The 19,048-nt window shown below is 64.1% G+C and carries 14 protein-coding genes; 6 read left to right on the forward strand and 8 right to left on the reverse strand.

Features of this window, described 5'->3' with window-relative positions; genetic code table 11:
- Positions 1-39 precede the first annotated feature (39 nt).
- The gene (locus tag HDE77_RS15910; RefSeq protein WP_184418894.1) at positions 40-1,236 is read left to right on the forward strand and encodes a fatty acid desaturase; all 1,197 of its coding nucleotides are present in this window, start codon (positions 40-42) and stop codon (positions 1,234-1,236) included.
- Positions 1,237-1,611: 375 nt separating this feature from the next.
- Here HDE77_RS15910 and rpmG read toward each other — a convergent pair whose 3' ends face one another.
- A complete protein-coding gene (rpmG, locus tag HDE77_RS15915; protein ID WP_184418896.1) occupies positions 1,612-1,779 on the reverse strand; it encodes a 50S ribosomal protein L33 in 168 nt (55 codons plus the stop codon).
- Between the two features lie 10 nt (positions 1,780-1,789).
- The gene (gene rpmB / locus HDE77_RS15920; RefSeq protein ID WP_184418898.1) at positions 1,790-2,026 is read right to left on the reverse strand and encodes a 50S ribosomal protein L28; all 237 of its coding nucleotides are present in this window, start codon (positions 2,024-2,026) and stop codon (positions 1,790-1,792) included.
- 289 nt (positions 2,027-2,315) lie between these two features.
- Between rpmB and secB the strand changes: the two genes are divergently transcribed.
- The 3 genes from secB (at position 2,316) to HDE77_RS15935 (ending at position 7,012) form a co-directional block, all read left to right on the forward strand.
- Entirely contained in the window at positions 2,316-2,819 is a 504-nt protein-coding gene (gene secB / locus HDE77_RS15925) for a protein-export chaperone SecB (protein ID WP_184418899.1), read from the forward strand.
- Positions 2,820-2,829: 10 nt separating this feature from the next.
- The gene (locus HDE77_RS15930; RefSeq protein ID WP_184418900.1) at positions 2,830-3,855 is read left to right on the forward strand and encodes an NAD(P)H-dependent glycerol-3-phosphate dehydrogenase; all 1,026 of its coding nucleotides are present in this window, start codon (positions 2,830-2,832) and stop codon (positions 3,853-3,855) included.
- A gap of 136 nt (positions 3,856-3,991) precedes the next feature.
- Positions 3,992-7,012 carry a DEAD/DEAH box helicase gene (locus HDE77_RS15935; RefSeq protein ID WP_184418901.1) on the forward strand — a complete coding sequence of 1,007 codons (3,021 nt, stop codon included), beginning with the start codon at positions 3,992-3,994 and terminating at the stop codon, positions 7,010-7,012.
- A 695-nt stretch (positions 7,013-7,707) separates the two neighbouring features.
- Here the strand turns inward: HDE77_RS15935 and glk are convergent.
- Both glk and HDE77_RS15945 read right to left on the reverse strand, forming a co-directional pair.
- Positions 7,708-8,724: a glucokinase gene (gene glk / locus HDE77_RS15940; RefSeq protein WP_184418902.1), complete on the reverse strand. Its 1,017-nt coding sequence runs from the start codon at positions 8,722-8,724 to the stop codon at positions 7,708-7,710.
- A 113-nt stretch (positions 8,725-8,837) separates the two neighbouring features.
- Complete coding sequence (locus HDE77_RS15945; RefSeq protein ID WP_184418903.1) at positions 8,838-10,493, reverse strand: S53 family peptidase; 1,656 nt, start codon at positions 10,491-10,493, stop codon at positions 8,838-8,840.
- Between the two features lie 319 nt (positions 10,494-10,812).
- On the opposite strand from HDE77_RS15945, the gene hemB reads away from it, so the two are divergent.
- On the forward strand, positions 10,813-11,805 hold the full coding sequence (gene hemB, locus HDE77_RS15950; protein ID WP_184418904.1) for a porphobilinogen synthase: 993 nt from the start codon (positions 10,813-10,815) through the stop codon (positions 11,803-11,805).
- A gap of 185 nt (positions 11,806-11,990) precedes the next feature.
- Here hemB and HDE77_RS15955 read toward each other — a convergent pair whose 3' ends face one another.
- The 4 genes from HDE77_RS15955 to trxA all read right to left on the reverse strand — a co-directional run bounded on the left by HDE77_RS15955 (position 11,991) and on the right by trxA (position 16,762).
- Positions 11,991-12,371 (reverse strand): tautomerase family protein, encoded by a 381-nt coding sequence (locus HDE77_RS15955; protein ID WP_184418905.1) that lies wholly within the window; start codon positions 12,369-12,371, stop codon positions 11,991-11,993.
- A 144-nt stretch (positions 12,372-12,515) separates the two neighbouring features.
- Positions 12,516-13,883 (reverse strand): glutamate--cysteine ligase, encoded by a 1,368-nt coding sequence (locus HDE77_RS15960; RefSeq protein ID WP_184418906.1) that lies wholly within the window; start codon positions 13,881-13,883, stop codon positions 12,516-12,518.
- Positions 13,884-14,284: 401 nt separating this feature from the next.
- Positions 14,285-16,255: a transcription termination factor Rho gene (rho, locus tag HDE77_RS15965; protein WP_184418907.1), complete on the reverse strand. Its 1,971-nt coding sequence runs from the start codon at positions 16,253-16,255 to the stop codon at positions 14,285-14,287.
- Positions 16,256-16,435: 180 nt separating this feature from the next.
- A complete protein-coding gene (trxA, locus tag HDE77_RS15970; protein WP_184418908.1) occupies positions 16,436-16,762 on the reverse strand; it encodes a thioredoxin TrxA in 327 nt (108 codons plus the stop codon).
- Positions 16,763-17,221: 459 nt separating this feature from the next.
- On the opposite strand from trxA, the gene HDE77_RS15975 reads away from it, so the two are divergent.
- Positions 17,222-18,994 (forward strand): DEAD/DEAH box helicase, encoded by a 1,773-nt coding sequence (locus tag HDE77_RS15975; protein ID WP_184418909.1) that lies wholly within the window; start codon positions 17,222-17,224, stop codon positions 18,992-18,994.
- Positions 18,995-19,048 lie beyond the last annotated feature (54 nt).

Here is a 19,048-nt window from a genome sequence, read left to right on the forward strand (position 1 = left end):
CTCGACTAGACTGAATTCGTCCCTTACCCGGTGCTTTCCATGCTGAACGCAGTACTGAATTTCCTCAACGATGGCCTGACAGGCGCCGGTTGGGTCTCAAAGCTGATCTATATCCTGATCATGACCCAGCTCACCATTTTCACGGTGACGCTGTACCTGCATCGCAGTCAGACCCATCGTGGCGTGGATTTCCACCCGGTTCTGGCGCATTTCTTCCGCTTCTGGGGTTGGCTGACCACCGGCATGGTGACCCGCGAGTGGGTGGCGGTGCATCGCAAGCACCACGCCAAGGTCGAGACCGAAGAAGATCCGCACAGCCCGATGATCTACGGCATCAAGAAGGTGTTCTGGGACGGCGTATCCCTGTACCGCGACGCCTGCGAGTCGAAGGCCGACATGACACAGTACGGCCGCGGCACGCCGGACGACTGGGTCGAGCACAACGTCTATGGCGCCCACCCGTACTGGGGCCCGACCCTCATGCTGCTGATCAACCTCGCCCTGTTCGGCGTGATTGGTGCGGCGATCTGGGCGTTGCAGATGGTCTGGATCCCGTTCTGGGCCGCCGGCTTCGTCAACGGCATTGGTCACTGGGCCGGCTACCGCAATTTTGAAAGCGCCGATACCTCGCGCAACCTCATTCCGTGGGGTTTCTGGATCGGTGGTGAAGAGCTGCACAACAATCACCACGCTTACCCGAGCTCGGCAAAGTTCGCGCTGCGCAAGTGGGAGTTCGATATTGGCTGGGCAACGATCTGCGGCCTGCGTGCGATTGGACTGGCCAAGGTGCTGCGCGTGGCGCCGTCGCTGGATGTGCGTCCGAACGTGAACCTGCTGCCGGATGCCGACATGCTGAAAGCGGTGCTCACCCATCGCATCCAGGCCATGACGGATTACTACCGTGGCGTCATTCTGCCGACCCTCAGCGAGGAAGCGCAGCACGCCGGCGAAAGCCTCAAGTCGATGCCGCGCCGCATCCGCCTGGCCATGGCCGACGGTGGCCGCTGGCTGGATAGCGAAGGGCGTGAGCGCATGCAGGCCGTGCTGGCCAAGCGCCCGACGCTGAGCACCGTATGCGAATTCCGCAGCCGCCTCGCGGCGCTGATGGAGCAGCGTGGTGCCGATCAGGCCCTGAACGGTCTGCAGCAGTGGATCCACGAGGCGGAAGAGAGCGGTATCCGTGCCTTGCAGGAGTTTGCCCAGCGGCTCAAGGGCTACGCGGTCGCCAGCGCCTGATTGGCACTGTCCATTGAATGATGAAAAGCCCGCCATTGGCGGGCTTTTTCTTTGGGCCCCGAAGCGCGCCCACGCTCACTTTAACCGTCCCAGAGTGCCTCGTTCGTTGTCCCCCTCCAACCCGTCATCCCTGCGCAGGCAGGACGCGCAAAGTGCGAAGAACGCTCGAAGAGCGGCCCCGAAGGGGCGAGCGAAGCGAGTCACCCAGAGCTCTTGGCAATCATTCGATAACAGTTCTGGATCCACCACGGCGCGCTCGCAAGCGGGCAACAAAAAAACCCGCCACGAGGGCGGGTTTTCTTTGAGGGCGCTGGACCCCTGCCTTCGCAGGGGGTGAGCAACGGTGGGCCACGCGCTATGCGCGTGGACCGTTGCTCACTTGATCTTGCCTTCCTTGTACATCACGTGCTTGCGCACGACCGGATCGTATTTCTTGAACTCGAACTTTTCCGGCGTGTTCTTCTTGTTCTTCTGCGTGGTGTAGAAGTGGCCGGTGCCGGCCGAGGAGATCATGCGGATCTTGTCTTGTGTCTTGTTAGCCATGGCTCAATCCTCAGACCTTGTCGCCGCGGGCGCGCATTTCGGCAATCACGGCCTCGATGCCTTTCTTGTCGATGGTGCGCAACGCGTGGTTGGAAACGCGCAGCTTGATCCAGCGGTTCTCGCTGGCCACCCAGAAACGACGCTCATGCAGGTTGGGCAACCAGCGGCGACGGGTACGGTTGTTGGCGTGCGAGACGTTGTTGCCGCTCTGCACACCCTTACCGGTGACTTGACATACACGGGCCATGATGACCTCCGTAATTCTTGTTTACCGCCCGTTAGCCAGGGCGACATCGGCCCAGCGGCGCTGTGCGCCACGCGATGCTGGAGGTGTTGCAAACGCATGATCGTGAGGTCCGCATCGCGTGGCGGACTGCCCCAACTACAGGGTCGACATAGGCGAGCCGCGTATTCTCGCAGAAAAACAGGGCTGTACGCAATCTGCCCCGGTTCAGCGCATTCCGCCCGGCGTGCGCGTGGCAGGGATGTATGGAACAATCAGCCTCTTTTGACAGACAGAACTCGAGGGATTCCCCATGGCAGACGAAATCGCCAGCGGCCAGGCCAATGGCCAGGTCAATCAGCCGCAGCTGGCAGTGCAGAAGATCTATGTGAAGGACGTCTCTTATGAGGTGCCCAACGCCCCGCAGATCTTCCACGACGTCGACGAGAACGATCAGCCGCAGGTCCAGTTGAATCTGGCGCAGAAGGCGACCGATCTGGGCAACAACTTGTTCGAAGTGGTGCTTACCCTCACCCTGACCTGCACCGTCGGCCAGCGTACCGCGTACCTGGCGGAAGTGGCGCAGGCCGGTCTGTTCGGCATTGCCGGTTTCAACGCCGACGATCAGGCCGGGCTGCTCGCCAGCTACTGCCCGAACATGCTGTTTCCGTACGCCCGCCAGGTGATTTCCTCGTTGGTGCTGGAGGGCGGATTCCCGCCGTTCCTGTTGCAGCCGATCAACTTCGACGCGTTGTACGCCGAACAGCAGCGCCGCATGATGAGCGGTGACGGAGCTCCGATCACGCTCAACAGCTGAGCGGGGCGACATGGCTGACCGTCCGACTCTGGCGATCCTGGGCGCCGGTTCCTGGGGTACCGCGCTGGCGGCCCTGACGGCCCGCAACGGGGTGCCCACCCGGTTGTGGGGGCGCGATCCGCAGGCGCTGGCTGTGATGGCGACGAGCCGTTGCAATCAGCGCTATCTGCCGGACATCGAACTGCCGACCACGCTGGACTACGAAAGCGATCTGGCGGCTGCCGTGCGCGGTGCCGCGATCGTGTTGATCGTGGTGCCCAGTCACGCATTCGCCTCGATGCTGGCCGAGCTTGCGCCACTGCTCGACGCCAATAGCGCCATTGCATGGGCGACCAAGGGCTTCGAGCCGGGAACCGGGCGGTTTCTGCACGAGCTGGTGGCCGAGCGGCTGCCAGGTCGTGCCGCGGCGGTGATCACCGGCCCGTCGTTTGCACGCGAAGTGGCGGCGGGTCTGCCGAGCGCCGTTACCGTTCATTCGGAAGACGACGCGTTTGCGCATCAGCTGGCCAGCCTGTTGCATGCGCCGAACCTGCGCGCGTATTCCGGTAGCGACATCCTCGGCGCCGAACTGGGCGGTGCGATGAAGAACGTGCTGGCGGTCGCCACCGGCATTGCCGACGGCATGGGACTGGGCCTGAATGCCCGTGCCGGCCTGATCACCCGCGGCATGAACGAGATGCTGCGTCTCGGCGTGGCGCTCGGTGCGCGGCCGGAAACACTGATCGGCCTGTCCGGCCTCGGTGACCTGGTGCTGACCTGCACCGGCGATCTGTCGCGCAACCGTCGACTGGGGCTCGCGCTCGGTCACGGCGTGGCGATCGATGAAGCCGTACGTCAGATCGGCCAGGTGGTGGAAAGCGTGCTGACCGCCGACGAAGTGAGTCGACTGGCCAACAAGCACGGGCTGGATCTGCCGATCAGCGCCGGCGTGCGTGCCGTTTTGCATGGCGAGGTCACGCCGGTGGACGGGCTCCGCGCACTGATGGCACGCGAGCAAAAACCGGAATATCCGCACGGTTTGTTCGGCACCGCCTAAGCTGCGTGTGAGTCTTCCATGAACGATTCACGAGCGGTCTCAAACGTCGTCCATCGCGATGCTCGCTGGCGGGTGAGCATCGGCTGCAAGGCCTGCTAAGCTCATCGTTTTGGTTGTCGCCACGGATCGCATGCGCATGCAGCAGCCGGACGAGAAACAGCTCGCCACCACGTCGCCCGCTGGCGATGACGAAGCCTTGCCGCTCGCTTGGCGAAAGATGTTGGCCGCGCCGACGAAGCCGGCCGTGTCTGACGATCACAGCGTGCTCGGTTTCTTCCTGGAAGTGATGCCGGAGGAAGGCGCTGCCTTCGCCCGGCTGGATGTCGCGCCGGTGCTGTTGTCGGTGGCCGAGCACGGCCGCTACGCGCGACCGGTGCCGCTGGACAGCAGGCACTTGGCGCAGTCGCCGCTGCAACCACACGAACAACGACTGGCCGCCACCATGCTCGGCTTGCCGCAGAGCGTGCGCAAGGGTCGCAGCTATGCGCGCCTCAGTGGTCATGTCGGTGACACCTTGCTGGCGGAAATACTCGACACCGCGCCCTGTTTCCTCGGCGGCCTGGCCGGCCTCCGGTTGTCCCGCGGCAAATCGCATCAACTGAACTGGCATTGGCTGATGGAGCCCGATGGCGGTCAGCGCCTGCTGCCGGCCCTGCCGCACAGTCAGCGCCTGCTGCGCCTGGATCATCTGTGGTATCTCGACGCCGAGCGCGCCACGCTGGGGCCGCTCGAGGCCGCAGCCGAAGAAACCCGCTGGCTGGAACTGCCGTCGCTCAAACACGAGCATGGCAAGCGCCTGCGCAACCGCCTGCCCACCAGCCGTCTGGCCACCCGAGTGCCGTTGCCACAAGTATTTGGCGAGCTGCGTCGCTCGGAGCTGGCGCCAAAACCGGTGCTGACCATGCATGCGCTGACGCGCCACGCGCGACTGGCTGCAGGCACGCCGCCGCTGGGCTATGCACGACTGGCATTCGACTACGCTGGTGAGCGTCTACCCGGGCGTGGCGGCGAACCGCTGGTGCGGCGCGTGCGCAATGGCCAGCTGGTTGAGATCATCCGCCGTCGCGCCGAAGAGCTCTCCGCGATGGAGCAGCTCGAGCACGCCGGCCTCACGCCCGGCGTGGACACCGAAGGTTTGCCGTGGGACGTGGCTGACACCTTGCCCGACGACGCATGGCTGTTTCCCGGCACCGGTTACGCCGGCGCGCTGGAGGTCAACACGCCCGCCCGTTGGCTCGCGCTGCGGCCCAAGCTCGAAGCAGAAAATTTTCAGGTCGAATACGCGCCGAGCTTCCCGTTTGAAGTATTGGAAGGCCCAGTGCGTTGGTACGGCCACGCAGTGGAAGATGCCGACGATCACGCCTTCGATCTCGAAATCGGCATCGAGCTGGACGGTCAGCGCCACAACCTGCTTCCCGCTGTGGCGCAGGCGCTGGCCGAGCATCAGCTGAACCTGAGTCCGGCTCCGAACGAGCCGGAGGATGCCGTGTGGTACGCGCCGGTCGACGCGCGCCGCCGCGTGCCGGTGCGCTTGAAAGAGTTGCGCGGGCTGCTGGCGCCACTCGCCGAATATCTGGAGAAGCCGCGCAAGAAACTGCACCTGCCACGGGTGCAGGCCGGTCGGCTGGAAGAACTCGTTGCGGCAATGCCGGGCAGCGGCAGCCTCGAAGCCTCCGAATCGCTACGCGGATTTGCCGCGCGTCTGCGTGATGCCGCCGAACGTGCCAGCGACGTCGTGCCGGAAGGACTCACGGTGGAACTGCGGCCGTATCAGCGCGAAGGCCTGCGCTGGTTGAACGCGCTAGCCGAAGCCGGCGTTGGCGGCGTGCTTGCCGACGACATGGGTCTGGGCAAGACACTGCAGCTGATCACGCACCTGCTTTCGCTGAAGCAGCATGGCGCGCTGACCCAGCCGGCATTGATCGTCGTGCCGACCAGCCTGATCCCGAACTGGCAATCAGAGATTGCCCGCTTCGCGCCGATGCTGCACGTGTTGACCCTGCACGGGCCGCAGCGCGCCGAGGAATTCGCCCAGCTCGGCGCGCAGGACATTGTGCTGACCAGTTATGCCTTGCTGCCGCGCGATGTCGTGACGCTACGCAAGCAGTTCTTCGCGCTGATCGTGCTGGACGAGGCGCAGCAGGTGAAAAACCCGCGCACGCAGGCACGCCGCGCACTGCTCAGCCTGTGCACCTCGCGCTATGTCTGTCTCACCGGCACACCGCTGGAAAATCATCTTGGCGAGCTGTGGTCGCAAGTCGACCTGGCGGTGCCCGGCCTGCTTGGTGACGAGGGTGCCTTCCGTCGTTTCTACCGTGTACCGATCGAAAAGCAGCACGACGAGGAATGCCAGCAGCGGCTGAATCTCCGACTCGCGCCGTTCATCCTGCGCCGTACCAAGGCGCAGGTGGCACAGGAGCTGCCACCGAAGACCGAGATCACCCGGCGCGTGGTGCTGGAAGGTCGCCAGCGCGAACTCTACGAAGGCCTGCGCTTGTCGCTGGCCGAAGAACTGCGCGAGGTCATTGCCCAGCGCGGCATCGCGCACTCGGGCATCGTGGTGCTCGACGCGCTGCTCAAGTTGCGCCAGGTCTGCTGCGATCCGCGCCTGGTGAAACTGGAAGCCGCGCGCGGCGTGCACGAATCGGCGAAGTTCGAATTACTGATGGACATGCTGCCGGCCCTGCTCGATGAAGGCCGCAAGGTGCTGCTGTTCTCGCAGTTCACCGGCATGCTGAAACTGATCGCCGCCGAGCTCGATCGCCGGCGCATCCGTTACGTCACGCTTACCGGCGAAACCCGCGACCGCGCCGAGCCGGTGCAGCGTTTCCAGAATGGCGAAGTGCCGTTGTTCCTACTGTCGCTGAAGGCCGGCGGCGTCGGTCTCAACCTCACCGCGGCCGACACCGTCATCCACTACGACCCGTGGTGGAATCCCGCCGCCGAGGCGCAGGCCAGCGACCGCGCGCACCGCATCGGCCAGGACAAACCGGTGTTCGTGTTCCGCCTGATCACTTCGGGCACGGTGGAAGAACGCATCGAGGAACTGAAAGCCCGCAAGGCCGAACTGGCCGCCGCGGTGCTGGAGGGCGGCGGCAGCCGCGAAAAGCTCAGCTTCGATCAGGGTGATCTGGATGCGCTGCTGGCGCCGGCTTGAGGAAGTTCAACACACGCGCAGAACCTAAACCGTTCGCCCCGAGCGTAGCCGCGTAGCGGCGAAGTCGAAGGGTGCTGCCGAGAGGCTTCGACTCCGCGCCTGCGGCGCTACGCTCAGCCCGAACGGTGTGTGGCATATCGAACGGTATGTGCAAAGTTCAGCCGTTCGCCCCGAGCGTAGCCGCGTAGCGGCGAAGTCGAAGGGTGCCACCTAGAGGCTTCGACTTCGCGCCTGCGGCGCTACGCTCAGCCCGAACGGTGTGTGGCATATCGAACGGTATGTGCAAAGTTCAGCCGTTCGCCCTGAGCGTAGCCGCGTAGCGGCGAAGTCGACTAGAGGCTTCGACCCCGCGCCTGCGGCGCTACGCTCAGCCCGAACGGTGTGTTTTCGATCAGGGCGATCTGGATGCGCTGCTGGCGCCGGCTTGAGGAGGTTCAACACCCGCGCAGAACCTAAACCGTTCGCCCTGAGCGTAGCCGCGTAGCGGCGAAGTCGAGGGGTGCTGCCGAGAGGCTTCGACTTCGCGCCTGCGGCCCTACGCTCAGCCCGAACGGTGTGTGGCATATCGAACGGTATGTGCAAAGTTCAGCCGTTCGCCCTGAGCGTAGCCGCGTAGCGGCGAAGTCGAAGGGTGCCACCTAGAGGCTTCGACTCCGCGCGTGCGGCGCTACGCTCAGCCCGAACGGTGCGTTGCATCAATGCTCGTGACGGTGCAGCAACGATTCGCCCGATTCCACCAACGCCAGTGCCGCGGCGCCCATCAGGCCGGGCTCGGGGTTCATGATCGCCTGCGTCGGCACCTGTTCCATGGTGACGCGAAAACGGCCCTTGGCTTCGAAGCGCTCGCGGAAATTGCCGCGCTCCATCCATGGCAGCAGGATCGGTACCAGTCCGCCGGTGAGGTACACGCCATCCCATGCGCCCAGGGTCAGGACCAGGTCACCAGCGACGCTGCCAAAGATGCCGACAAAGGTCTCCACGACCTGCACGCAAAGGGGATCGCTGTTGGCGTTGGCACGCGTGCTGATGTCTTCAGGCTTCAGCGGTTCGGGAGTCTGCCCGGCGATTTCGCAGAGCACGCCGTACAGATCCACCAGGCCGTTGCCGCAGACCAGCCGTTCATTGGAAACCCGGCCGTAGCGCTGGTTGAGCCGCTTGAGAATTTCGATGTCTTCAGGCGTGTGCGCCGCGAAACCGGCGTGACCACCTTCAGTCTGCAACACACTGCACTTGCCCTGGCGCAACAGCAGACCGCCGACGCCGAGTCCGGTGCCCGGCCCAACGATCACGAACGTCTGTTCGTCCTGTGCACCCAGCTTCGGTAGCGGCAGCTTGCCCACGGGCACCAGATCACTCGGCTGCAGCAGCGTCACCGCCATGCTCTGCGCCGCAAAATCGTTGACCAGGCGCACTGACTGCAGACCCAGTTCGACCTGCAGCTTGTGTGCCGAAATAGCCCACGGGTTGTTGGTGATCTGTACGGTCTCGCCTTCGCTGATGCGTCCGGCGGCGGCTATCAGCGCGTGCTGTGCCTGCAGTCCGCTGTCGGTGAAGTACTGGCGGATTGCGTCGGCCAGCGAAGCGAAATCATTCACCCGGTAACGGCGGACATTGTCCATCTGCAGCGGCGTGCTCGCGGCCGGGTCAGAAATTGCAAAGCGCACATTGGTTCCACCGAGATCGGCGAGCAGGGTCGGGGCGGAAACGCGCATCGGAACTCCAGCGGGTGAAGCGAGGGGAACGCCAAGCTTGCCGTGAATGCCATCCATCGTCCATCACTCGTGGCGATTCCGGTGCGCCGGCGTGTCGTGTCCGGTGATGCGTGTCAGGTTGGCGACTTCCCCTTGGGGTGCTTGCCGCTGGAGGCAGGTGGACTATGGCTGCCACCTTTGTGCTTATGCCCCGGGGCTGGACTGGGTGCAGGCGTGGGTGCTGGCGCAGGCGTGGGTGCCGGACTCGACGATGTGGCCTGCAAGGCGCTGAGCAGGGCCTGACCGTTCGGACTGCCCAGCCCGGTGCAGGCGTCCCAGCCCTTCGCGGCTTTGTAGCTGCCGTTGTTGCCCTGGGTGATGTCATGGAATGCCGTGCTGGCGACGCCGTACAAGGCGGCATTTGCTGCACCTAGCGACCGGCCGAGTTTCTGGTTGAGGCGCGCCACCAGCGCTGCCCATAGCGGGGCGACCGCGCTGGTACCGCCGACGGTCTCATTCTGGCCGTCGACACGCACGTCGTAGCCGGTGACCGGGTCGGCATCGCCGGCTACGTCGGGTACGCCGCGTCCGACGAAACCATTCGACGCCGCAGGCACCTTCGATGCTGACTGCCAGCTGGGTAGTGCGAACACGGTGCTGACGCCTCCCCCGGTGGCGCCCTCGTCGGCGGTGGTTTCGTTCCACACCACTTCGCTGCTGATCGTGCTGCCACTGGCCAGCAGCTTGGTGCCGCCACAGGCCAGCACGGAGGGACTGGAGGCAGGGAAGTCCACATGCGGCGTGCTGCCCTTGATGCCGTCGCTGGAGCCGTCGTCGCCGGCCGCCACGGTCACCGTCACGTCCAGCGTGGCGGCATCCTGCAGCGCAGTCTCCATCGCATTGCGCGAAGCCGTACTCCAGCTGCTTTCCGGACCACCCCAGCTGATCGACATCACCGTGCACGGCAGGCTGTTGTTATGCGCAGCCTGCGAGATCGCGTTGTAGAAACCCTGGTCGGTGTTTCCCGCGAAGTAGACAACCAGCTTCGCCGCCGGCGCCAGCGCACCGGCGACCTCGATGTCCAGCATCACTTCTGCGTCGGCAGAACCGCCGGGCTGGTTGCTTCCGCTATCGACGGAAACGGCGGTGACCGAAGGCGTCGCCAGGCCGAGTCCGCTGAAGTAGGTGTCCAGATCGGCCTGCGTGTAGCCACCGCCGAGTTCGATGATCGCGATGGTTTGGCCGGTGCCGTCGGTGCCCGCGGGGAAGTTGTACAGCTGGCCGACCTGCAGCGGTGTGTAGGTCGTGGCCGGCTTCGCCTTTGCGATACGGAAATGCGGTTTGGCGACCGGTCGCCGATCCAGCCCCAGCACCGCGATCACGGCCGGGTCGGGCAGCACGGGCGCCTGCGCGGGGCCAACATAGGGGGTGCCGCCGGGGGTCAGCTCGTAGTGGCCAAGTTGCACGCCAAACGCCTGCTGCAGGGCTTGCGCGGTGCCACTCAGATGCAGCGTGCGCCGACCCGGTTCGCAGGCCAGCTCCTGCAGACCATGCTGGCGACCGAACGCGCGAACTCGTTCCATATCCGCCGGATCGGCACCGTAGCGCGCTTCGAAGTCGGCATGCCGGGCGCTCCGCGATGGCGATGGTCCGAGAGCTGCCAGCGGATTCTTGCGACGCAGAACCAGGGTCACGTTGAGCGTTTCGTTCGGATCGTGCGGGCCCAGATAGTGGGCACCGACCGGCAAATGCCAGTCGGCGGCCGAGGTGGCCGGCTTGCTGGTGCTCATGGGACTTCCTCCGGCGGGGTACGGCGGGTCGTGAGGCCCAGCGTGCACCCGAAAGCGTTACGGCAAAGTGTCCGGCTGGCTGGTAGGTGACCTACCCCGGGCGCAAAGCCCGTGGGAAACCCTGTGGGAGCGACTTCAGTCGCGATAACACGACCTGAGGTCATGCTGATCGCGACTGAAGTCGCTCCCACAAGAGATTCGCGCACACGGTGCGCTCCTATGGTTCGTGCCCGGTGTGACGGGCCGACGATGTCGCAGCACGGCCGCGGGCCTTCGTAGTGGCCTAAAATGCCCGGAATATGACCAGTCAGGATCAGCGATGAGCTTTCCCGCCATCCGCATGCGCCGCATGCGTCGCGATGCGTTCTCCCGTGCCTTGATGCGCGAACACACTTTGCTGCCGAGCGACTTGATCATGGTCGCGTTCGTGATTGAAGGGGAGGGTCAGCGCGAAGCGGTGCCGTCGATGCCGGGCGTGGATCGGCTCTCGATCGATGAGCTGCTGAAGCTGGCCGGCGAATGCGCGCGACTCGGTATCCCGGCCCTCGCGCTGTTCCCGTCGCCGGGTTCGTCGGTGAAGAGCGAAGACGCGGCCGAGGCATGGAACCCCGATGCCCTGATGCAACGTGCGACCCGCGCGCTGAAGGCAAAGTATCCCGAGCTGGGTCTGATCGGCGACGTCGCGCTCGATCCGTATACCACGCATGGTCAGGACGGCCTGATCGACGATGCCGGTTACGTCATGAACGAGCCGACGGTCGAGGCGCTGATCAAGATGTCGCTGGCGCAGGCCGAAGCCGGCATGGATTTCGTGGCACCGTCGGACATGATGGACGGCCGTATCGGCGCGATCCGCGATGCACTGGAAGACGCCGGTTACATCCATACGCGCATCCTCGCCTACTCGGCGAAATACGCCTCCGCCTTCTACGGGCCGTTCCGCGATGCGGTGGGTTCGTCAGCGAATCTCGGCAAGGGCAACAAGCACACCTACCAGATGGATGTCGCCAACAGCGACGAAGCGCTGCACGAAGTCGAGCTGGACATCAGCGAAGGCGCCGACGCGGTAATGGTGAAGCCGGGTCTGCCGTACCTGGACATCTTACGTCGAGTGAAAGACACGTTCGGCGTACCGACGTTCGTGTATCAGGTCAGCGGCGAATACGCGATGCTGAAGGCTGCCTCGCAGAACGGCTGGCTCGATGAAAAGGCGGTCGTGCTGGAATCGCTCACCGCGATGAAGCGCGCCGGCGCCGACGCTATCCTTACCTACTACGCGATCGATGCGGCGCGGTGGTTGCGCGGTGAGTGAGGGGCTTGGATTCAGGGGGGTTGGATTCTGCTGTGCTCCCTCCCCTTCTTCGGGGCAAGCAGGGGGAGGAGCGAACATCGCGCACCCTACGAAATGGCCCTATGGCGCCGGGTGACTTGATGTCAGTCTGATGTCGGGCTTCGCTACGCTCACCCCAACGTACGCGTTACGCGTCTCGTTGGACGTTACGCGTACTGCGCGATGCCGTTGCCGAATGACCAGTTCTCTTTCGACACTTCGACCAGGTTGATGAGCACATCTTCGATGCGCAGGCCGGGGTCGGTGGAAAAGTTATCGGCGATGCCCTGATATAGCGCCTTCTTCTGTTCCACCGTGCGACCGCTGTTGCAGGTGATCTGAACGATCACCAGGTCGTCGCTACGGGCGATGCCCAGATAATTCGGATCGTATTCGAATTCGTCGGCGTCGTGCTGGCTGATCACGATGAAGCGATCGTTCTCAGGCACGTTGAAGGTCTCGCGCATGGCCTTGTAGACGCCATTGCGAAGTGCGGTGAGATGGGCGGGCGATTTGCCGCGACGGAGGGCGATACGGACGAGTGGCATGGCGATTCTCCTGGGCAGGATTAGCGTTGCGGCGTCGTGGGTTGGGGTGAGCAAAGCGAACCCCAACGGAATGGCCTCGCAATACTGGGTGGCCTGATGTCTACCTCATGTTGGGGTTCGCTGCGCTCACCCCAACCTACGCACTCAATACGCGAATTCGCGGAACACCGGGTCGACGCTGCCGTTCCAGGCGCCGTGGAACAATTCCAGCTTGCGTTCGGCGGGGGTCTGGTTGGCTTGCACGATCTCGATCATCGGTTCGAGGAAGATGCTTTCATCGGCGCCGTTCTTGTTGAGACGGGCGCGGCGTTTGAGGCCGTGGCCGGCGATCTTCAGGGCTTCCTCGGCAAGGTTGCGCACCGTGCCGTTACGGAACGGCAGCTTGAGCGCATGCTTAGGCACGCCGTCTCGCAAGGCATGGCGCTCGACGCGGCTGAAGTCCTTGACCAGGTCCCACGCGGCATCCAGCGCCTCGTCGTCGTAGAGCAAGCCGACCCAGAACGCGGGCAGCGCGCATAGCCGGTTCCACGGGCCGCCGTCGGCACCGCGCATCTCCAGATATTGCTTCAGCCGCACCTCGGGGAACGCCGTGGTGAGGTGGTCGGCAAAGTCCTTCATGTTCGCCTTGGTGCCCGGCAGCATCGGCAGTCCGCCGGTCATGAACTTCTTGAAGTCCTGTCCGGCCAGGTCGATGTACTTGCCGTCCTGGAAGCTGAAGTACATCGGCACGTCCAGGATGTAGTCGACGTAGCGCTCGTAACCGAAGCTGTCTTCGAACACGAAGTCGAGCATACCGGTGCGGTCTTTGTCAGTATCGGTCCAGATGTGCGAGCGATAGGACAGATAGCCGTTTGGACGTCCTTCGGTAAACGGCGAGTCCGCAAACAGCGCGGTCGCGATCGGCTGCAGCGCGAGACTGGTGCGAAACTTCTTGATCATGTCCGCTTCGCTGGAAAAATCCAGGTTCACCTGCACGGTGCAGGTGCGCGTCATCATGTCCAGGCCGAGCGAGCCGACCTTGGGCATGTACTCACGCATGATCTTGTAGCGGCCCTTCGGCATCCATGGCATTTCGTCGCGGCGCCATTTCGGCTGGAAACCCATGCCGAGGAAACCCAGTCCCATGTCATCCGCGATCGAGCGCACTTCCTCCAGATGCGAGTTCACCTCGCAACAGGTCTGGTGGATCGTTTCCAGCGGCGCACCGGACAGCTCCAGCTGGCCGGCGGGCTCCAGCGTGATCGAGGCTTTGTCGCGCGACAACGCGACCGGGTTCTCGCCTTCGCGGGCCACATCCCAGCCGTAGCGGGTGGCCAGTGTTTCCAGCAGCAGCTTGATGCCGCGGTCGCCCTCGAACGTGGGCGGTCGCAGTGTGTCGGTGAGGAAGCCGAACTTCTCGTGCTCGGTACCGATGCGCCATGCCTCGGGCGGCTTCTCGCCAGCGGCGAGGTAGTCGGTGAGTTGTTGGCGGTCCCGGATCGGGGTGCTCTTGACGGCACTGGGTATGGACACGGGCAAAGCCTCAAAGGATGTGCGGGGAACTATGGGGGTGTTACATGACAACGAAAGGGGGGTGCGGCAAATAATTGTACGTGGCGGTACAGATGGTTCGCATATGTCGAAATGCATGGTGCGAATGAGTCAAAGACGCTAGGTCACCATTGGCAGCTGTCGCGAATGACGTCTCAGTGCGGTCGTCGATCGATCCACCATTGTCTCAGGCAAGCAGGCGTATGAGTCGATGTGCACAACGGGATCAGATCGCAGTGTCTGAAAATCCATTCGCGGAGTCGTCGTTTGAGAGCGAGTGCTGGCGCCTCCACAGCGTGCGAGCCGAAACAGGTGGGTTCTGCAAGCTTTAAACAGGAAGGCCGGCATTGAGCCGGCCTTCCTGTTTAAAGCTTGCAGCAGAATCAGCGCTTCATCGAATTGAAGAACTCGTCGTTGGACTTGGTGTTCTTCATCTTGTCGAGCATGAATTCCATCGCGCTCAGCTCGTCCATCGGATGCAGCAGTTTGCGCAGGATCCAGATCTTGGAAAGCATGTCCGGTTCAATCAGCAGATCCTCGCGGCGGGTGCCGGAGCGGTTGATGTCGATGGCCGGGTAGACGCGCTTCTCGGAGATGCGGCGGGACAGGTGCACTTCCATGTTGCCGGTGCCCTTGAACTCCTCGTAGATCACCTCGTCCATCTTGCTGCCGGTTTCGGTCAGCGCGGTGGCGATGATGGTCAGGCTGCCGCCTTCCTCGACGTTACGGGCGGCGCCGAAGAAACGCTTCGGACGCTGCAGCGCGTTCGCGTCCACACCGCCGGTCAGCACCTTGCCGGAGCTCGGTACCACGGTGTTGTAGGCGCGGGCGAGGCGGGTGATCGAGTCGAGCAGGATCACCACGTCCTTCTTGTGCTCGACCAGGCGCTTGGCGCGCTCGATCACCATTTCGGCGACCTGCACGTGGCGCACGGCGGGCTCGTCGAAGGTGGAGCTGATCACTTCGGCGCGCACGGTACGGGCGATTTCCGTCACTTCTTCCGGACGCTCGTCGATCAACAGCATGATCAGGTGCGCATCGGGATGGTTGTAGGTGATCGCCTGGGCAATGTTCTGCAACATCATCGTCTTGCCGGACTTCGGCTGGGAGACGATCAGGCCGCGCTGGCCGCGACCGATCGGCGCGATCAGGTCGAGGATGCGGCCGGTGATGTCCTCGCTCGAACCGTTGCCGCGCTCCAGCTTGAACGACTTGCGCGGGAACAGCGGGGTGAGGTTCTCGAACAGCATCTTGTTCTTCGACGCTTCCGGCGGATCGCCGTTGATGTCGTCGACACGAAGCATCGCGAAGTAACGCTCGCCTTCCTTGGGATGGCGCACGCGACCGGTGATGTAGTCGCCGGTGCGCAGGTTGAAGCGGCGGATCTGGCTGGGCGACACATAGATGTCGTCGGGGCCGGCCAGGTAGGACTCGTCGGCCGAGCGCAGGAAGCCGAAGCCATCCTGCAGGATTTCCAGCACGCCTTCGGCCCAGATGCCGCCGCCGGAGCGGGCGTGCGCCTTGAGCACGTTGAAGATCACGTCCTGCTTGCGGGCACGGGCGACGCCTTCGTGCACGCCCAGCGACTCGGCGAATTCCAGCAGCTGGATCGCGTTCTTGCGCTTGAGCTCGGTGAGGTTGATCAGGCGATCGTTGCTGCCCGGATCGGCATTGTCGTCATCCACCGGCAGCCCGTTCGGGTTCGGCCGTGGGTTGCCGCCGCCCTGCGGACGCTGCTGCGGGTTCGGGTTGGGGCCGCCACGCTCATTGCGCCGACGGCGGCCGCGGCCGTCACGTGCTTCGCGATTGGGGTTGTTCGGATTCTGACCCTGATTCGGGTTTTGGCCCTGATTCGGGTTCTGACCCTGGTTCGGATTCTGGCCCTGACTCTGGCCTTGACCCTGGCCAGGTGCCTGGTTCGGGTTCTGAGCCTGGTTCTGGCTCTGATTCTGATTCGGGTTCTGGCCCTGATTCTGCCCTTGGCCCTGATTCTGGCCCTGGCCCGAATGCTGGGACTGACCCTGGTCCAGGTTTTGGCCCTGGGCGGAAGCGGGCTCGCGCGACTCATGCGGCGCGCGCTGCGGCGGTGCTTCGTTATAAGACGGCGGGACCGACGGCAGTGTGGTCTGAACCGGTACCGACGGAGCAGGGCGCTCGGCGGCAGGTGGTGCAGGCGCGCGCTGTGCGGGCACGGGTGGGAGAGCCGGCATGGCGGGCTTGTCGGCCGCTGCAGCTTTCTCGGCATTCGCCGCCGCAATCGCTGCTGCCGTCCGTCGTGGCGCGCGGGTGCGCGGCTCGGGCTTGGCTTCGGCGCTGTTGACGTCGTTCGGGGTTTTATTATCGTTATCGGACACGGGCTATCCTCGCGGGGCGCCGTTGAATTACAGGAGGGAGGGTGTGCGTCGCGCGGAAGGCGCTAAGGGGACAGGACTGTCCCGACGGACGCAGGCAATCTAGCACCCGCCGCGTGCAGCCGTAAAGCACGCGACGGGGGGCAGTTCAAATTACTGCAGAAATATCGTTCAGTAGCGGGTTCAGATGGCCTTGTCGATCATCTGGGTCAGCTGACCCTTGCTGACGGCGCCGATCTGGGTCGCTTCGACTTTGCCGTTCTTGAATACCATCAGGGTCGGGATGCCGCGCACGCCATAGGCGCGGGGGGTCTGCTGGTTGTGGTCGATATTCACTTTGACGATGCGCAGCTTGCCTTCGTACTCCTTGGCCAGATCCTCGAGCATCGGCGCGATGGCCTTGCAGGGGCCGCACCATTCCGCCCAGAAATCCAGCAGCACCGGGGTTTCGGACTTGAGCACCTGCTGCTCAAAGGCATCGTCGTTCACATGGGTAATCAGGTCGCTCACCGGTATCTCCGTGGCTGGGGCACAAACGTTCGAGTGGAAATGCAAGGATGCAACAATGGGGTGCCAAACAGGGGAAAACAAGCACCTGACGACGCCGGGAACGCACGTTCAGGTGATCCTGCACCCCGGGTCGGCCCCGGCCTGACAGACTCCCAGGCCGTCATCAGCTACACTCAGGCGCCCATGAAGCGCGAGTCGGGCCGGAACGAAGGAGTTGCCATGGCGGCATATCTTCATTCCAGCGCAACTCAGGGCACGATTCAAGGGCGACTTTCACAGTCGCCCGTCAGATCGACGCCAACGTCCGACGCCGCCCACCGCGGCGCGACCTTGGCGAGCCTGACACTGAACCGCTTCGCTGCGCATCGCGCACCCGTCCTGCACCGCCCTCCGCCGACGTTCGGCGTCTGAGCGGCACAGCGCATTCCGCCGCCGTCTGGCAAGGTTTCCAATCCGCATATGTCACAAACTGTACTCACTGATACTTTCTTCACCAACTTCGATTTGCATCCATTGCTGCAGCAGGGTCTGGACGACAGCGGTTTTACCCGCTGCACGCCGATCCAGGAGATGACCCTCCCGCTCGCCCTGGCCGGCCGCGATGTCGCCGGTCAGGCGCAGACCGGCACCGGCAAGACCTGCGCGTTCCTGGTCGCGCTGATGAATCGCCTGTTGACCCATCCCGCCGTCGCCGAACGCAAGGACAGCGACCCGCGTGCGCTGGTGATCGCGCCGACCCGCGAGCTGGCGATCCAGATCGAGAAGGACGCCAAGGCCATCGGCCGCCACACCGGCCTGCGCATCGCGCTGATCTACGGCGGCGTCGATTACGACAAGCAGCGCCAGCAGCTGAAAGATGGTTGCGACATCATCATCGCCACCCCGGGCCGACTGCTCGATTACCACAAGCAGAATGTGTTCGGCTTCAATGGCGTCGAAGTGATGGTCATTGACGAGGCCGATCGGATGTTCGATCTGGGCTTCATCAAAGACGTGCGCTTCATCTTCCGCCGGCTGCCGGTGCGCGAACAGCGCCAGGTGCTGCTGTTCTCCGCCACGCTGTCCCATCGCGTGCTGGAGCTCGCCTACGAGCACATGCACAACGCCGAGAAGCTGGTGGTCGAGAGCGACAACGTCACCGCCGACAAGGTGCGCCAGCTGGTCTACTTCCCGGCCAAGGAAGAAAAGATGCCGCTGCTGCTGAACCTGCTCGAGCGCACCAAGGCCGAGCGCAGCATCATCTTCGTCAACACCAAGGCGGCCGCCGAACGCATCACCGAGCGGGTCAAGCGACACGGCATCCGCGTCGGCGCGATCTCCGGTGACGTGCCGCAGCTGAAGCGACAGAAGCTGCTCCAGCGTTTCCAGGACGGTCAGCTGGACATCCTGGTGGCCACCGACGTGGCGGCGCGCGGCCTGCACATTCCCGCGGTCAGCCACGTCTTCAATTACGACCTGCCGCAGGACGCGGAGGACTACGTGCATCGCATCGGCCGTACGGCGCGACTCGGCGCCGAAGGTGACGCGATCAGTTTTGCCTGCGACCTGTATGCGATGTCGTTGCCGGATATCGAGACCTATATCGGCCAGAGCATCCCGGTCGCCAGCATGGATGCGGATCTGCTGATCATGCCCAAGCCGCGCGCGCTGGACGCCGAGTTTGTGGCGAATGCCGCCGCCGACAGTGCTGCGTTTGGCGACGTGGTGGCGCCGCGTCCGGGCGAGGCCCCGCGTCGTTCGCATGGTTCCACCAGCCGTGATGGCCAGCGCAGCAGTGGTGGTGGCGCCCGTACGGGTGCGCGGCCGCCGCGTGAGCGCAAGCCAGCTGTCGCTGCTGTCGAGAGTAAGGTCGTGCACGCTGAAGTCGAGGTGGCACAGCCCGTTACGGTGGCAGCGAGCACGGCCGGCGTAGTACCGGGCGCTATCGAAAACGGCAGCGCCGAGGGTGCGCGCAAGCCACGTCGTCGCCGTGGCGGCCGCAATCGCCGCCGCGAGGGTGGCCCGGTCGAGGGTGGCGAGACGAAAGGTCACAGCATCACGACGGCGGTCGCCGAAGGCAATCGCGCACCCCGTGGCGAACGTCGTCCGTCGCATGGTGCGGAATCCACCGCCAGCGCAAACCGCCCATCGCGGCAGGTCGCGGTGACCTCCGGCGTGGCTGGCGAGCATCATGCCCATCCGAAGAAGCCAGGCTTGTTCCGCAGGCTGAGCCGGTTGTTCACCGGTCGTTGAGCCCGCTCTGAGTGCATCGATTGCCGCGGCCTGAATCCGCGGCGATCGGTGAGT

It is taken from the genome of Rhodanobacter sp. MP7CTX1 (assembly GCF_014205795.1).
Taxonomy (GTDB): Bacteria; Pseudomonadota; Gammaproteobacteria; order Xanthomonadales; family Rhodanobacteraceae; genus Rhodanobacter.

Coding starts and splice junctions, on each gene's coding strand:
- HDE77_RS15910 (WP_184418894.1), top strand. CDS start 40: ATGCTGAACGCAGTACTGAATTTCCTCAACGATGGCCTGACAGGCGCC.
- rpmG (WP_184418896.1), bottom strand. CDS start 1,779: ATGGCTAACAAGACACAAGACAAGATCCGCATGATCTCCTCGGCCGGC.
- rpmB (WP_184418898.1), bottom strand. CDS start 2,026: ATGGCCCGTGTATGTCAAGTCACCGGTAAGGGTGTGCAGAGCGGCAAC.
- secB (WP_184418899.1), top strand. CDS start 2,316: ATGGCAGACGAAATCGCCAGCGGCCAGGCCAATGGCCAGGTCAATCAG.
- HDE77_RS15930 (WP_184418900.1), top strand. CDS start 2,830: ATGGCTGACCGTCCGACTCTGGCGATCCTGGGCGCCGGTTCCTGGGGT.
- HDE77_RS15935 (WP_184418901.1), top strand. CDS start 3,992: ATGCAGCAGCCGGACGAGAAACAGCTCGCCACCACGTCGCCCGCTGGC.
- glk (WP_184418902.1), bottom strand. CDS start 8,724: ATGCGCGTTTCCGCCCCGACCCTGCTCGCCGATCTCGGTGGAACCAAT.
- HDE77_RS15945 (WP_184418903.1), bottom strand. CDS start 10,493: ATGAGCACCAGCAAGCCGGCCACCTCGGCCGCCGACTGGCATTTGCCG.
- hemB (WP_184418904.1), top strand. CDS start 10,813: ATGAGCTTTCCCGCCATCCGCATGCGCCGCATGCGTCGCGATGCGTTC.
- HDE77_RS15955 (WP_184418905.1), bottom strand. CDS start 12,371: ATGCCACTCGTCCGTATCGCCCTCCGTCGCGGCAAATCGCCCGCCCAT.
- HDE77_RS15975 (WP_184418909.1), top strand. CDS start 17,222: ATGTCACAAACTGTACTCACTGATACTTTCTTCACCAACTTCGATTTG.